Consider the following 14787-nt stretch of genomic DNA (forward strand, 5'->3'; position numbering starts at 1 on the left):
AAATTCAGTTGTACATCGTGCCGGATCGATAAAACAAGTTCAACGCAACGGCACTCGTGCTATTGCTTTGTCGGTGCGACAAATTTAACAGTCGGTGAGGCTTCAGCGTTTTGGAAGGTCTGGCATGACGACGAACGGCATCTTTGGCATCGTACTCGCAACCCGCATGGCCCTCGTTGCCGCGGCCGCAGCGATGACGCTTGCCGGATGCACATTGACGCCGGAGCAGAAGGCGGCCGCCGCGGCGCGGCGCGCGCCTCCGACGGCAGTCGTCATGACCCCGACCAAGGGCGAGGAGCCGGCACAAAGCGGCCTTGCTCATTATCCGGACGGCTATCCGAGCTTCGGCGCGCCGCTGACGGCGGCAAACGTCCAGATGAGTAACGAGGAAGCCGCAAGCCTGGGGCAGAAGCTTTCGGCACTCCGCGTCCAGCGCGACGCCGGCGCGATTTCGGAAGCCGAGTATCAGCGGCGGGTCGCTGAATACCGCAAGCTTGCCGCCGAGCACGGCACAGACGCGCTCTCTGCAATCGGCAATTAAGCCTTGCCTTTCAGGCGATTTGGACGCAAAGCCTTCCGCAGCTGGCGGGAGACGCAATTTTCCCGATAATATGCGTCTGTCGCGGCCTTTCGTCAAAGATTCGCCGCGGGACGAAAGTCTGATGAATACGGCGCTCGCGATTCTGAAGTTCGTGTCGCAGGCAGCCGTGAACAAACGAACTTCGAGCGCGGTCACAGTGGCCGCATTTCCATGGGGAAAGAGATGGAAGAGTTTCACAAAGTCCGGCGTTTGCCGCCTTACGTTTTCGAACAGGTCAACCGTTTGAAAGCGAGCGCGCGAGCGGGCGGCGCCGACATCATCGATCTCGGCATGGGAAACCCTGATCTCCCCACTCCAAAGGCGATCGTCGACAAGCTGTGCGAGGTCGTCCAGGATCCGCGCACGCACCGTTACTCCTCCTCCAAGGGCATTCCGGGCCTTCGCCGCGCGCAGGCCGCCTATTACGCCCGCCGCTTCGGCGTAAAGCTCAATCCGGATACGCAGGTCGTTGCGACCCTTGGTTCGAAGGAAGGCTTTGCCAACATGGCGCAGGCGATCACCGCGCCGGGCGACGTCATTCTCTGCCCGAATCCGACCTATCCGATCCATGCCTTCGGCTTCCTGATGGCGGGCGGCGTGATCCGTTCGATCCCGGTCGAGCCGGACGAGAACTTCTTCCAGCCGCTGGAGCGGGCCGTGCGCCATTCGATCCCGAAGCCCTTGGCGCTGGTTCTCAACTATCCGTCCAATCCGACGGCCTTCGTCGCAACGCTCGACTTCTACAAGGATGTCGTCGCTTTCGCGAAGAAGCATGACATCATCGTGCTCTCGGACCTCGCCTATTCGGAAATCTATTTCAATGGCGAGCCGCCTCCGTCGGTGCTTCAGGTTCCGGGTGCGATGGACGTCACCGTCGAGTTCACCTCGATGTCGAAGACCTTCTCGATGCCCGGTTGGCGCATGGGCTTTGCGGTCGGCAACGAGCGGCTGATCGCAGCCCTGACGCGCGTCAAGTCCTACCTCGACTATGGCGCCTTCACGCCCATCCAGGTGGCGGCGACGCATGCGCTGAACGGCGACGGCTCGGACATCGCGGAAGTGCGCAACGTCTACAAGCGCCGCCGCGACGTGATGGTGGAGAGCTTCGGCAAGGCCGGTTTCGACGTGCCGCCGCCGGCAGCGACGATGTTCGCCTGGGCGAAGATCCCGGAGAAGTTCCGTCATCTCGGCTCGCTGGAATTCTCCAAGCTGCTTGTCGAGAAGGCGGATGTTGCGGTAGCACCGGGCGTTGGATTCGGCGAGCAGGGCGATGACTACGTGCGTCTGGCGCTCGTGGAGAACGAGCATCGCATCCGCCAAGCAGCCCGCAACATCAAGAAATTCCTGTCGACGGCCGACGAGACGATGCATAACGTCATCTCGCTCAACGCGCATCGCTGATATCATCACAGTCCAACGGCAGCCGCTTTCGGGCGGCTGCCTCTCATAAACACGCAGGATCGTTCCATGACAGACGCCCTCAAAATCGGCATTGCGGGCCTTGGCACCGTTGGTGCTTCGCTCGTCCGTATCATACAGAGCCGCAGCAATGAGCTTGCTGCCACGTGCGGGCGGCCGATTCTGATTACGGGCGTTTCGGCTCGCGACAAGACCAAGGACCGCGGCCTTCATCTCGCCGGCGTCGAGTGGTTCGACCGGCCGGAAGATTTGGCTGAAAAGGGCGATATCGACGTTTTCGTCGAGCTCATCGGCGGCGTCAACGGCCCGGCCAACAGCTCGGTGCGCGTGGCCCTCGAACGTGGTCTCCATGTGGTGACAGCCAACAAGGCGTTGCTTGCCTACCATGGTGTGGAACTGGCGACGATCGCGGAGGAAAAGGGCGCCCTGCTGAACTTCGAAGCGGCCGTTGCCGGCGGGATTCCGGTCATCAAGGCGCTTCGTGAATCGCTGACTGGCAACACGATTTCGCGCATCTACGGCATCATGAACGGCACCTGCAACTACATCCTCACCAAGATGGAGAAGGAGGGCCTTTCCTTTGCCGACTGCCTGAAGGAAGCCCAGCGCCTGGGCTACGCCGAAGCCGATCCGGCCTTCGACATCGAGGGCAACGATACGGCGCACAAGCTCTCGATCCTGACGACGCTGGCCTTCGGCAACCGGATCGCGGCTGACGACATCTATCTCGAGGGGATCACGAACATCTCTATCGAGGATATCCATGCGGCGGCCGAACTCGGCTATCGCATCAAGCTGCTGGGTGTCGCGCAGCGCACCGATAGCGGCATCGAACAGCGCGTGCACCCAACCATGGTGCCCGTCGATTCCGTTATCGCCCAGGTGGACGGCGTCACCAACGCCGTGGCGATCGAGTCGGATATCCTCGGCGAGCTTTTGATGGTCGGGCCCGGCGCCGGCGGCAATGCGACGGCATCCTCGGTGCTCGGCGATATCGCCGACATCGCAAAGAGCCAGCCGGGCGCTCAGCGCGTGCCGGTTCTCGGCCATCCGGCAAAGGCGCTTGAGCCCTACCGCAAGGCCCGGATGCAGAGCCATGAGGGCGGCTACTTCATCCGCCTGACGGTGCTCGACCGCACCGGCGTCTTCGCAAGCGTCGCGACGCGCATGGCGGAAAACCACATCTCGCTGGAATCGATCGTGCAGCGGTCGCAGCAGCATCTGGCGCCCTCGCACCACCAGACGATCATCCTCGTCACCCACGCGACGATGGAGGATTCCGTGCGCAAGGCCGTCGCCGCCATCAAGAGAGAGGGCTATCTCGTCGGCGAACCGCAGGTGATCCGCATCGAGCGTCCCAAGGAAGATTGAGACATCTCGCCATCCGTAGAGGACTGTGACCGAACGGGCGGGCATTCGTGCGTGTCCACAGCTAACATGAGCCTTTGCGCCCAAAATCGTTGTGTGCTCCGCCAAAGCCAAATAAATCTGCCGATGCGCTCCGGTCTCGGGGTGGTGACAAGCGATGGGCGATCAGAGGGGCATTGTGGATATAGCCGCCGATCCGGTACAGCGGGCGTTCCTGGGCGTGGAGAAATCCGTCCTCGATAACCGCTGGGTATCGCGCCTGGACCAGGCCGGCCAGAACCGCGCGCTCGCCATGTCTCAGGCGCACGGCCTGCCGGATCTTATTGCGCGCGTGCTTGCCGGGCGGGGTGTCGGGGTCGACGAGGCCGTCGAATTCCTCGATCCGACGATCCGCAGCCTGATGCCCGATCCTTATATGCTGACGGACTGCGAGAAGGCGGCCAAACGTCTGGTCGAGGCGATCCGGCGTGGCGAGAACGTTGCGATCTTTGGCGATTACGACGTCGATGGCGCGGCCTCCTCGGCGCTTGTGTACCGCTTCCTCAAGCATTTCGGCGTGAGGGCCAATATCTACATTCCCGATCGCATCTTCGAAGGCTACGGACCCAACCCGGCGGCGATCAACCAGCTGATCGATAACGGCGCGCAACTGATCGTGACCGTCGATTGCGGCTCCACGAGCCATGAGGCCCTGGGGGCTGCCGAAAAGCGGAACATCGACGTCGTCGTCATCGATCACCACCAGGTGACACACGATCTGCCGCACTGCCACGCGCTGGTGAACCCGAACCGCGAGGACGACCTTTCGGGGCAGGGGCATCTCTGCGCCGCGGGCGTCGTCTTCCTCGTACTGGTCGCGACGCTGAGGTTGCTGCGCGAGGCGGGCGACAAGCGGATCCTGGCGATCGACCTGCTGCAGTGGCTGGACATCGTGGCGCTGGCGACGGTGTGCGATGTCGTACCGCTCAAGGGGCTGAACCGGGCTTATGTCGTCAAGGGTCTGGTTGCCGCGCGCCACCAGAGCAATGCCGGGCTTGCGGCGCTCTTTCGCAAGGCGGGCCTTTCCGGGCCAGTGACGCCCTATCATTTCGGCTTCCTCATCGGCCCGCGCATCAACGCCGGCGGCCGCATCGGCGATGCGGCACTCGGGAGCCGGCTGCTGACGCTGGACGATGCCGGCGAGGCGGAGATGATCGCGCTGCGGCTGGACGAACTCAACCGTGAACGCCAGGCGATGGAAGCGGCCATGCTGCAGGAGGCCGAGGCGGAGGCGCTTGCCGAATATGGCGACGGTGAGGGCGCTTCGGTGATCGTCACCGCGCGGGAAAAGTGGCATCCGGGCATCGTCGGGCTGCTGGCGGCGCGGCTGAAGGAGAAATTCAAGCGTCCGGCATTCGCCATCGCCTTCGACCCGTCGGGCCGCGGAACGGGGTCCGGCCGCTCGATCAACGGCTTCGACATGGGCAGGATGGTGCGTGCGGCGGTCGACGAGGGGCTGCTTCTCAAGGGCGGCGGGCATGCAATGGCCGCGGGGCTGACAGTCGAGCGCGAAAAGCTTGGAGCGCTGCGCAGCTTCTTCACCGAACGGGCCGAGAAAACCGTGGCGGCGCTGGTCGCAGGCGAGACATTGAAGATCGACGGGGCGATCGGCGCCAGCGGCGCCACAATCGAACTGATCGACCGTCTGGAAACGGCCGGACCCTATGGGTCGGGGCATTCGCAGCCGATCTTCGCCGTGCCGGCCCACAGGCTGCGCGACGCGCGGATGGTCGGCGAGAAACATGTGAAAGTGACGTTGGAGGCGATGGACGGCTCCCGCCTCGACGGCATCGCCTTCCGGGCCGCAGACACCTCGCTCGGAAATCTTCTGCTCAATTCCCGCGGCGCGAACCTGCATGTCGCGGGTATGCTCGGCGCCGATCACTATCAGGGCGCGCGGCGCATTCAGCTGCGTGTCTGCGACGCGGCGCCGGCGCGGTAAGTCACCAGTCGGATGAGAGCTTCGTCAGGTACTGCCCGTAGGCGCTCTTGCCGAGTCTTTTGGCAAGTTCGGCAAGTTCGTCCTGCGAGATGTAGCCCATGCGCCAGGCGACTTCCTCGGGGCAGGCGATCTTGAAGCCCTGGCGCTTTTCCAGCGTGCTGACGAAACCGGCGGCATCGAGCAGGCTGTCGGGCGTGCCGGTGTCGAGCCAGGCATAGCCCCGGCCCATCAGTTCCACGAAGAGCTGACCGCGCTCCAGATAGATGCGGTTGACGTCGGTGATTTCCAGTTCACCGCGCGGTGACGGCTTCAGGTTGGCGGCGATGTCGACCACCTGTTGGTCGTAGAAATAGAGGCCCGTCACCGCCCAGTTGGATTTCGGCTCTTGGGGTTTCTCCTCGATCGACAGCGCATTCATCTTCGCATCGAAGCCGACGACGCCGTAGCGCTCCGGATCGGTGACGTGGTAGGCGAAGACCGTCGCGCCTTCCCGGCGGCTCGTGCCGGATTTCATGATTTCCGGCAGGCCGTGGCCGTAGAAGATGTTGTCGCCGAGGACGAGCGCAGAGCTGTCGCCATGGATGAAGTCGGCGCCGATGGTGAAGGCCTGGGCGAGGCCGTCCGGGCTCGGCTGTACGGCATAGGTTAGCGAAATGCCCCATTGCGAGCCGTCGCCGAGGAGGCGCTTGAAGGCTTCGACGTCGTGCGGCGTTGTGATGATCATGAGGTCCCGAATACCGGCGAGCATGAGCGTCGTCAGCGGATAGTAGATCATCGGCTTGTCATAGACCGGCATCAGCTGTTTCGAGACGGCCTGCGTGATCGGGTGCAATCGCGTGCCCGTTCCCCCAGCGAGAATAATCCCCTTCATGTCCTTCTCCCCTAAAGGCCTTTGTTCAAAAGCTCTTGCATGACGATCTTCATGGATTGCTTCCACTCCGGCAGGCGGATGCCATATGTTTCGGCGAGCCTGTCGCCAACGAGCCGTGAATTGGCGGGGCGTTTCGCCGGCGTCGGATAGTCCGCCGTCGTGATGCGTTCAATTCGGACGTTCTTGCCGCCGGACCGGTGAAGCTCTGCGAATATTTCTCCGGCGAAATCCGCCCAGCTTGCCTCGCCACTGCCGGTGAGGTGAAAGATCCCGCGCTGCGATGGTGCCGGGTCTGTAACGAGACGGGCTGCGATCGCAAGGATCGCGTCAGCAATATCGAGCGCAGACGTCGGGCATCCCGTCTGATCGGCGACGACTCTGAGATGATCGCGGGTCTCGGCAAGCCGAAGCATCGTTTTCAGGAAATTGGCGCCGAAAGGCGAATAGACCCAGGCGGTGCGCAGGATGACGTGGTTGGGGTTCGCCGCCGCCACCGCCTTTTCGCCCGCAAGCTTCGAACGCCCGTAGACGGAGACCGGCCCAGTGTCATCGTCTTCGGCATAGGCCGACGGCTTGTCGCCGCTGAAGACGTAGTCGGTTGAAAGGTGGACGACCGGGATGCCGAGCCGCGCGGCAGCTTCGGCAACCGCCGCAGCACCTGCCGCATTGACGGCGAAGGCGAGTTCGGGTTCGCTCTCGGCCTTGTCGACAGCCGTATAGGCTGCGGCCGAGACGATGAGGTCCGGGTGCAGGGCTGAGAATACGGCCGCGATGCTTGCAGGGTCCGCAAGATCCATCTCCGGGCGCCCGATCGCGATGATTTCGACACCCCTTTCGGCGCCGCGCCTGAGCAGCGACTGGACGATCTGGCCCTGTTTGCCGGTGACGGCGATGCGCATCGTCACTGCCCTTTGAAAACGCCGAGGCGTTCGCCGGAATAGACATTCTCGCGCAGCGGCCGCCACCACCATTCGTTTTCGAGATACCAGTGCACGGTCTTCTCGATGCCGGTTTCGAAAGTTTCCCCAGCCTTCCAGCCGAGCTCGCCTTCGAGTTTCGAGGCATCGATCGCGTAGCGTGCGTCATGTCCAGGCCGGTCGGTGACGTTGGTGATCAGGCGCGCATGCGGGCCGTTGTCGTTGTAGACCCCGTCGAGAATGACGCAGATGCGGTGCACGACATCGATGTTCCGGCGTTCGTTGCGGCCGCCGACATTGTATTTTTCGCCGGGGCGGCCGCGGGAGGCGATGGTGAAGAGCGCGCGGGCATGGTCTTCGACATAGAGCCAATCGCGGACATTGGCACCATTGCCGTAAACCGGCAGAGGTTTGCCCTCCAGCGCATTCAGGATTATCAACGGGATGAGCTTTTCCGGGAAATGGAAGGGCCCGTAATTATTGGAGCAATTGGAGACGACGACGGGCAGGCCGTAGGTGCGGTGCCAGGCGATCGCCAGATGGTCGCTGGCGGCCTTGGAGGCGGAGTAGGGCGAGGACGGATCGTAGGGTGTCGCCTCCTCGAAGAGGCCCTTGTCGCCAAGCGAACCGTACACCTCGTCCGTCGAGACATGCAGGAAGCGAAAGGCGTTCTTTCCGGCAACGTCGAGGCCGTCCCAATAATGCCGCGCAACGTCCAGCAGGCTGAATGTACCGACGATGTTGGTCTGGATGAAATCGGCAGCACCGGAGATCGAACGGTCGACATGGCTTTCGGCGGCAAGATGCATGACGATATCCGGGCGGAAGGCGGCGAATGCCTCCTGCATTTTTGCGCGGTCGCAGATGTCGGCCCGCAGAAACTGATAGTTCGGCGCCGATTCGACGGATGTCAGTGACGCCAGATTGCCGGCATAGGTCAGCTTGTCGACATTCAGCACCTCGGCGCCGACCTCGCCGACGAGATGGCGCACCAGTGCCGATCCGATGAAGCCTGCTCCGCCCGTGACCAATATGCGCATCGTCGGATCAATCCTTGGGTTGTTTTGCTTCGTAGGAAAAATGGCTCGGCACGTCGGCGAGCCGCGGCAGCGCCTTGTCCTTGTCGGACAGCACCATTGCTTGCTCCTCGACCGGCCAGCGGATGCCGATCGCAGGGTCGTTCCATGCGATGCCGCGGTCGTGCTGCGGGCTGTAGGGAGCTGTCACCTTGTAGCTGATGACGCTGTTGGGCTCGAGCGTCGCAAAGCCGTGCGCAAAGCCGGGCGGCACCCAGAGCTGCATGCCGTTCTCTGGCGAAAGCTCCTGGGAGAGCCATTTGCCAAAACTCGGCGAGCCGGTGCGGATATCGACGACGACGTCCATTATCCGGCCAGCAATGCAGCGCACCAGCTTGCCCTGGGAGAAAGGCGGCATCTGAAAATGCAGACCCCGGACGGTGCCGGGTTGCGCCGACATCGATTCATTGTCCTGGACGAAAGCGACGTCGGCCACGTGCTCGCGGAACCAGGCATCCTTGAACACTTCGGAAAAATAGCCGCGGTGATCTCCGAAGCGCGGCGGCGTGATTGCGACGATGCCGTCAATGGCCGTGGTTTCAAGACGCATGACGCACCCCTTCTGCGGACTTCATCAAGTGCCGGCCTTCATGACGCTCATCAGCATCTCCGCCTGTGAGCGGCTCTGCATGGCTGCAAAACCGTTAGCGGCGATGGAATCACGCTCGGCCGCATCGGCGATCAGCCCATGGCAGCGCCCGATCATTTTGTCATAGGGCTCGATCACCACGCCGCCGATGAAGGGCTGGATATCCGGGTCGCGGATGTCGCCTTCTGTCAGAACGCAGACTCGGTTGGCGAGCAGATAGGAAATGCGCACGATCTCGAAGACGCCGCTCGCATAATGATGGATATTGATGACAATCTTGGCGCGGGCAATGGCTGCATCGCGCTCCGCACCATACACGTTGAAGAGGTGCGCGACCTTGAGCCCGCCTTGCTCCAGCGTCTTCAGGATATGGTGGCGGCGCTCGTTCAACGAACCGTAAAAGAGCACGTCGATATCCTTGACGGGGGCGTGCTCTATCTGGCTGAGGCAGCGGCTGTAGCCGATTTCGAGCACGCCGGCATGGTCAATGCCCTTGGTTGCGAGATTTTCACGGTTGCGCGGGCTGTAGTCGAGAACCGGCAGTGACTTCAGGATGGACGTGTAGCGCGAGTTGATCCAAATGCTTTCTTCCGACACCTGCTCGAGATTGATGACGACGCTGTCCTTCGGCAGATGCCCAACGATTTCAGCGGGGAGAAGATTGCCGCCGTAGATGATCGGCGCACGGCCCGCGAATGCGTTCATGTCGCGGACGATCGGTGCCGAGCCGCCGAGTTCCTCGAAGGCGCCCTGCAGACCGAGTGCGACTTCATCGAAAGCGTGGCTGTGGTTGTAGCTGTCCGGCGTGACGATCCAGATACAATGACGGTCCTTGTGGGCCGGCCATCCCCCGGCAAAGGGCTGCAATGCGGTGCGGAGCGGCTGCTCGATCCTCGGCGCGGCCTGTGCCGGCTGCTGCGGCTCCGGGATGGCGCTTAAAGCCTGCGGAGCATAGGAACGCATCAGTTCGCGGCCGACGGCGAACTGGCCGCGCGGCATCCAGGCCGGCGGATCGTCGGCGCCCCAAATCAGATGCGGCTGCTTGATCAGCGGCTGGCGGCCCTCTTGCCAGGCGGTCAGCAAAGCCTGGTCGCGGCTTTGCAGAAAGGCTTCCTTGGCGGCGAAGAGGCCATGCAGCATGCGGCCGAGGCGGGCACCGAACTTCCACTCGAAATCGGCAACAGTCGGCACAAAGGCGGCGATTTTCAATCCGGAGGCGGCTGCCTGCTGGACATAAAGCCCGAGCAGACGCTCGATCACGAAGGGGCGCATCTTCGCGTTGGCGTCGCGTGAATAATGTGCCACGCCGGCATACGCGGTGCCTGCCGGCGTGCCGAGACGCGCCTCGTCTTCCAGTGATTCGAGAATGCGTTCGCAGAAGGCGAAATATCCGGACCAAAATTTCCGGTTGCCGCAGAAATAGTTGCAGAACACGAAGACCGTCTTGTCCTGCGGCGGCGCGATCGGGTAGCCGAGCTTCTGGAGATGCAGGAAGATCGGCTCCATGCCGGGATGACCGCCCAGCAGCGAATGCTCCCAGACGTTGCTGTAGATCGCAGCATGGCCGATCAGCGGATTATAGACATAGGCATCGGCACCTTCCGCTCTCGCCTTTTCCGCCTCGGTGACGAAGGACGGGAAGCTCGTCACCGACTTCATCTCGAACTTGCTGGAGAGCAGCCCCCAGAACATATCATCGCCGAGACCAATCGCATCGTGGTGCTGCTGCACGATGCGGAAGAGCTCATATTCGCGGGTCGAAGTCTGCGTATTGAACGAGATGTCGAGCGGCACCGCGGCGGCGTCGAGTTGGCTGCGCTGCGAAAGATCGAGATAAGGCTGATAGATGATGACGGACCCCATGCCGGCGGCTTTTTCCGTCAAAAGCGCCAGATCAGGAAGACCGGCCGGCAGAGCGGAAATGGGTTGGTTGATCGTCAAGGCATCGTCCTTCGCGCATGGCCGCCGTTCGGATCGCGACCCGCAAAACGGCATTCGGGCTTGTTTGGTGCAGACTATTGGACGTGAAGCTTGCGCCACACTGTTCGCAGGACTTTACGCTGGTCAGCCTGGGAACAGGTTAAGACGTGATGTTTGTATCAAGCCCATTTTGCGCGATATGCCCAACCTTTGGACGGCGTCATGAAAAACGAGAAGATCTATGTAACGAAGCCCAGCCTGCCGCCGCTCGAAGAATTCATTCCTTCACTGGAAGCGATCTGGAACAACCGCATCCTGACCAATGGCGGGCCATTTCACCAGCAGCTGGAGCAGGAACTCTGCAACCATCTCGGCGTGAAGCATATCAGCCTCTTTTCTAACGCCACTGTGGCGCTGCTGACCGCGCTTCAGGCGCTGCGCGTCACCGGCGAGGTCATCACCACGCCCTATTCTTTCGTGGCCACCTCGCATTCGCTCCTCTGGAACGGCTTGAAGCCTGTCTTCGTCGACATCGACCCAGTGACGCTCAATCTCGATCCAGCAAAAATCGAGGCTGCGATCACGCAGCAGACGACGGCGATCATGCCGGTGCACTGCTACGGCCACCCTTGCGATGTCGATGCGATCCAGAAGATCGCCGATCTTTATAATCTCAAGGTCATCTATGATGCCGCCCATGCCTTCGCCGTGGAGGACGAGCGGGGAAGCATCCTCAATCATGGCGATCTTTCCATCCTGAGCTTCCATGCGACGAAGGTGTTCAACACGTTCGAAGGCGGGGCCATCATCTGCCCGGACGCGAAGACGAAGATCCGCATCGATCAACTCAAGAACTTCGGCTATGTCGATGAAGTGACTGTCGTGGCACCCGGCACGAACGGCAAGATGAGCGAATTCAACGCCGCGCTCGGCCTGCTGCAGCTGAAATACATCAACTTCGCGCTCGAAAGGCGAGAGGTCATCGATCGCGCTTATCGCGAGCGGCTTTGTAGCGTCTCGGGGATCGAATGCCTGGACCGCTCCGGCGAGACCGTCTCCAACTTCTCCTATTTTCCGATCCTGGTACGCCCCGGCTATCCCATCTCGCGCGACGCGCTCTATGAGCGGCTGAAGGAAATCGGCATTCATCCGCGCCGCTATTTCTATCCGCTGATTTCCAGCTTCTCGATGTACCGCAGCCTGCCGTCCGCTCAGCCGTCGAACCTGCCGGTCGCAACCGAAGCCGCCCAGCAGGTGCTGTGCCTGCCGATCTATCCGGACATGGAGATAGAGATCGTCGACAAGGTCTGTGGGCTGATCGTGTCTGCTTAAACATACGGTATTCCGACTGCCATCGCGCGCTGCGGATCGAAATATCGGAGGTGCGAGATTGTGCGCCAATAGCCGGCCAGGCCGCCTCGTTTGCCTTCAGACTTTAAGCGTCAGCTCTGCCTATCAGATAAGAAATCACGGATCGGCGTTTTGTAGACGGCTGGTCATATGAAGGCGGCATGATCATTGATCGCGCCGCCTTCATTTGTTTCATAGGAGCCGCGTCAGAGCGCCAGTTGCGGCGCTCGGATTTCGATCCGCTCCCTCACGGGGCGGTGCATGTTTTGCGGTTCGACCTCGACCCAGCGGTTTTCAAGCCGCGAGCATTCGATCGCCTCCAGTAGCCGCAGCCCCTCTTCGGCTTCCTCAAGTCCAAGGACATAGGGATGGGGCAGGCGTGCAGCATTGGCCTTGCGTTGCAGCAGAGCATCGGCAAGGTCGGCATAATAATTGGCGAAGGCTTCGATGAAGCCCGACGGATGGCCTGCCTTGAAGCGCTCATAGCGTGCATCGTTGGCGATCATGATGTCCGGGCTGGCGCGATCGAGGATCTGCTTGCGGCCGTTATGGTCGTAGAAATTCGCGAATTCTGGGGCCTCCTGGTGCCATTCAATCGATGCCTTGGAACCATAGAGCCGCACACGCAGTCCGTTGCGTTGCCCGAGCGCGGTCTTGCCGTACCACATGCTGCAATGCAGGCCCCCGGCGCAGCGCACCAACGCCTGCACATTGTCGATCACCTGCGGAAAGTTGCCGAAGCTCTGGCTGGTCGCGCAGACTTCTTCCGGCTCGCGCTGGGTGAGGAACTGGAGCAGCGAGTGCACATGAACACCGAGATCGAGCGAAACCGTCGGCACGATGCCATCGTGCAGGCGCCACTGCTGCGGCGTCATCGGTGTCCCGTCGCTGCGGAAGCGGAGAAAGGTTTCCTGCGGCATTTCGATATGGATCTGCTGCAGCTCGCCGAAGATGCCGTGCTCGACCATGCTGCGGATTTCGCGGAGCATGGGGTATCCTGTGTAGTTGTAGGTTACGGCCAGAAACGCGCCGTTCCTGCGCGCACTACCGATCATCCGCGTCTCGGCGCTCGAACCGGCAAGAGCCTTTTCCGAAATCACCGCGATGCCTGCCTCGAGCGCAGCAACAACCTGCTTCGTGTGCTGCTGCGTCGGCGTGAGCACGACGAGTGCGTCGATATTGCCGGCTTCTCTTGCAAGCAGGGTATCGAAATCGGCATGGCAGCGTTCCGACAATATGCGGTACTGCCGTGCCGTTTCGCGATTGATGTCGTCGTGGCGGCTGAAGCAGCCGGTGACGAGGTCAAATTTCTGATCAAGCTCGATCGCATCGCGATGAGCGCGGCCCACGGCGGAATTGACGGCACCGCCTAGAAAAGCAAGACGCAGCTTCTCCGGTACTCCCTGGCTCGAGCGGGTCATGCGAGATCTCCTTGCATCGTTTGGAGCGAAATGAACGTTTTGAAATCCGGCACCACTTTCAGCATCTCGTCGTGCGTCTCGAAGCGCGCGTAGAGAATGGCGAGCTTGTCGAACGGCGCCGAATTCATCGGCTTGCCGGTGGTCTTGACCTGCGCGATGCGGACATCGGATGACGGAATGGAGTGCGAGAAGGAAAACGGCGTCGAGGGCGTGTCCGAGGTGATCGTGTGGCGCCCGAAGAACAGCGGCGGATCGAAACGTGGCGTGACCGAAAATTCCTCGCCAAGTAGCAGTGTTATGACGAGGTCGGCATAGTCGATGCCGAGAGACTGATCGACGAGCGAGCCGAAAAGATCGCCCGGGCAGCGTCGCATGCATTCGATGACCCAGACATCGTGGCCGTTCGACAGGAACTGCGTGTGGAGCAGGCCGTCCTGCAGCCCGAGCAGCTTGACGACGCGCGCCATGATGGCCCGCGTCTTCGAACGGACAGTCTCGGCAAGGCGCGAGGGATGGTTGGATGAATCGACCTGGTAGGGATAGACCGTGCAATATTCGTCGACGAAGACGTCGAAGACGATCTCCTGATCCTTGATGAAGGCGGAATGGCTGTGCAGGCTACCTTCGATGAATTCCTCGATGACAATCTCCGCCGAGCGCGAGTTTCGCTGGGCATCGGCGACGGCGGCGGCAAGTTCCGTCGGGTCGAAAACCTTCGTGACACCGCGGCCGCTGAAGCTGTCGCTCGGCTTCACCAGCAGCGGATAACGCAGCGCCCGGGTTTCGATCGGGGCATCGCCCTGGAGGCGCACCGAGCGCGGGGCAGGGATATCGTATTGCTCGGTAAAGCGGCGGAACGTCTGCTTCGTGTGAATGATGGTCGCGGTTTCCATCGAATCGAAGCGCGGGAAGCCGAGTTTTCCGGCAACGAAAGTGGTCGACATGTAGGCGACATCATTGCCCGACGGCACGATGAAGTCGAAATCGCCTCTCTCAACGAGGGCGAGCAGCGTGTTCGGATCGCTGTAGTCGATGAAATGCGATTGATCCGCATGCGCATGGCAGGGCTCATCAGGCCGGTTTCCGCAAACGGAAATATGCAGGCCGCGCCGTTTCAAAGCGAAGAGAAGGGGAACTGCGCTGAAGTTACTGCCGACGAGCAATGCTTTCTTGGTCATTCTCAAATCCATTCCACGTGCCCCTGACCGGTCGGGGCGTCGCGCATCAAACTGCTGGAACCGCAAATGCCAGCTCTCCGCCGTCCGTTTTCGATACAAGGAAGACTCAACCGGACG

General features: G+C 61.5%; 12 protein-coding genes. 5 read left to right on the forward strand and 7 right to left on the reverse strand.

Features of this window, described 5'->3' with window-relative positions; translation table 11 throughout:
• Positions 1–124: 124 nt before the first annotated feature.
• The 4 genes from BN1800_RS16510 to recJ all read left to right on the forward strand — a co-directional run bounded on the left by BN1800_RS16510 (position 125) and on the right by recJ (position 5348).
• A complete protein-coding gene (locus tag BN1800_RS16510; RefSeq protein WP_027509345.1) occupies positions 125–541 on the forward strand; it encodes an SHOCT domain-containing protein in 417 nt (138 codons plus the stop codon).
• Positions 542–763: 222 nt separating this feature from the next.
• Positions 764–1981 carry an LL-diaminopimelate aminotransferase gene (locus tag BN1800_RS16515; RefSeq protein WP_027509346.1) on the forward strand — a complete coding sequence of 406 codons (1218 nt, stop codon included), beginning with the start codon at positions 764–766 and terminating at the stop codon, positions 1979–1981.
• 66 nt (positions 1982–2047) lie between these two features.
• Positions 2048–3370, forward strand: a complete 1323-nt coding sequence (locus BN1800_RS16520) for a homoserine dehydrogenase (protein WP_086999462.1) — start codon at positions 2048–2050, stop codon at positions 3368–3370.
• Between the two features lie 154 nt (positions 3371–3524).
• The gene (recJ, locus tag BN1800_RS16525) at positions 3525–5348 is read left to right on the forward strand and encodes a single-stranded-DNA-specific exonuclease RecJ (RefSeq protein WP_425299023.1); all 1824 of its coding nucleotides are present in this window, start codon (positions 3525–3527) and stop codon (positions 5346–5348) included.
• A 1-nt stretch (position 5349) separates the two neighbouring features.
• On the opposite strand, the gene rfbA is transcribed toward recJ, so the two are convergent.
• The 5 genes from rfbA to BN1800_RS16550 are packed head-to-tail and all read right to left on the reverse strand — an operon-like array spanning position 5350 to position 10742.
• On the reverse strand, positions 5350–6219 hold the full coding sequence (gene rfbA, locus BN1800_RS16530) for a glucose-1-phosphate thymidylyltransferase RfbA (RefSeq protein ID WP_027509349.1): 870 nt from the start codon (positions 6217–6219) through the stop codon (positions 5350–5352).
• An 11-nt stretch (positions 6220–6230) separates the two neighbouring features.
• Positions 6231–7118 (reverse strand): dTDP-4-dehydrorhamnose reductase, encoded by an 888-nt coding sequence (rfbD, locus tag BN1800_RS16535; protein WP_086999464.1) that lies wholly within the window; start codon positions 7116–7118, stop codon positions 6231–6233.
• Positions 7119–7120: 2 nt separating this feature from the next.
• A complete protein-coding gene (gene rfbB, locus BN1800_RS16540; RefSeq protein ID WP_086999466.1) occupies positions 7121–8176 on the reverse strand; it encodes a dTDP-glucose 4,6-dehydratase in 1056 nt (351 codons plus the stop codon).
• A gap of 7 nt (positions 8177–8183) precedes the next feature.
• Positions 8184–8762: a dTDP-4-dehydrorhamnose 3,5-epimerase gene (rfbC, locus tag BN1800_RS16545; protein ID WP_027509352.1), complete on the reverse strand. Its 579-nt coding sequence runs from the start codon at positions 8760–8762 to the stop codon at positions 8184–8186.
• A 24-nt stretch (positions 8763–8786) separates the two neighbouring features.
• Positions 8787–10742 carry a CgeB family protein gene (locus BN1800_RS16550; protein ID WP_086999468.1) on the reverse strand — a complete coding sequence of 652 codons (1956 nt, stop codon included), beginning with the start codon at positions 10740–10742 and terminating at the stop codon, positions 8787–8789.
• A gap of 201 nt (positions 10743–10943) precedes the next feature.
• Between BN1800_RS16550 and BN1800_RS16555 the strand changes: the two genes are divergently transcribed.
• Positions 10944–12053 (forward strand): DegT/DnrJ/EryC1/StrS family aminotransferase, encoded by a 1110-nt coding sequence (locus tag BN1800_RS16555; RefSeq protein WP_027509354.1) that lies wholly within the window; start codon positions 10944–10946, stop codon positions 12051–12053.
• 224 nt (positions 12054–12277) lie between these two features.
• On the opposite strand, the gene BN1800_RS16560 is transcribed toward BN1800_RS16555, so the two are convergent.
• Together BN1800_RS16560 and BN1800_RS16565 are read right to left on the reverse strand one after the other, a co-directional pair.
• Positions 12278–13492: a Gfo/Idh/MocA family protein gene (locus BN1800_RS16560; protein WP_086999470.1), complete on the reverse strand. Its 1215-nt coding sequence runs from the start codon at positions 13490–13492 to the stop codon at positions 12278–12280.
• A complete protein-coding gene (locus tag BN1800_RS16565) occupies positions 13489–14670 on the reverse strand; it encodes an ATP-grasp domain-containing protein (RefSeq protein WP_244564528.1) in 1182 nt (393 codons plus the stop codon). Before BN1800_RS16565 ends, BN1800_RS16560 begins: the two co-directional genes overlap by 4 nt.
• Positions 14671–14787: the final 117 nt, after the last annotated feature.

Origin of the sequence: Rhizobium sullae (genome assembly GCF_900169785.1) — a bacterium.
GTDB classification, from domain to species: Bacteria; Pseudomonadota; Alphaproteobacteria; order Rhizobiales; family Rhizobiaceae; genus Rhizobium; species Rhizobium sullae.

Coding starts and splice junctions, on each gene's coding strand:
- recJ (WP_425299023.1), top strand. CDS start 3,525: ATGGGCGATCAGAGGGGCATTGTGGATATAGCCGCCGATCCGGTACAG.
- BN1800_RS16560 (WP_086999470.1), bottom strand. CDS start 13,492: ATGACCCGCTCGAGCCAGGGAGTACCGGAGAAGCTGCGTCTTGCTTTT.
- BN1800_RS16520 (WP_086999462.1), top strand. CDS start 2,048: ATGACAGACGCCCTCAAAATCGGCATTGCGGGCCTTGGCACCGTTGGT.
- rfbC (WP_027509352.1), bottom strand. CDS start 8,762: ATGCGTCTTGAAACCACGGCCATTGACGGCATCGTCGCAATCACGCCG.
- BN1800_RS16555 (WP_027509354.1), top strand. CDS start 10,944: ATGAAAAACGAGAAGATCTATGTAACGAAGCCCAGCCTGCCGCCGCTC.
- rfbD (WP_086999464.1), bottom strand. CDS start 7,118: ATGCGCATCGCCGTCACCGGCAAACAGGGCCAGATCGTCCAGTCGCTG.
- BN1800_RS16510 (WP_027509345.1), top strand. CDS start 125: ATGACGACGAACGGCATCTTTGGCATCGTACTCGCAACCCGCATGGCC.
- BN1800_RS16565 (WP_244564528.1), bottom strand. CDS start 14,670: ATGACCAAGAAAGCATTGCTCGTCGGCAGTAACTTCAGCGCAGTTCCC.
- rfbB (WP_086999466.1), bottom strand. CDS start 8,176: ATGCGCATATTGGTCACGGGCGGAGCAGGCTTCATCGGATCGGCACTG.
- rfbA (WP_027509349.1), bottom strand. CDS start 6,219: ATGAAGGGGATTATTCTCGCTGGGGGAACGGGCACGCGATTGCACCCG.
- BN1800_RS16515 (WP_027509346.1), top strand. CDS start 764: ATGGAAGAGTTTCACAAAGTCCGGCGTTTGCCGCCTTACGTTTTCGAA.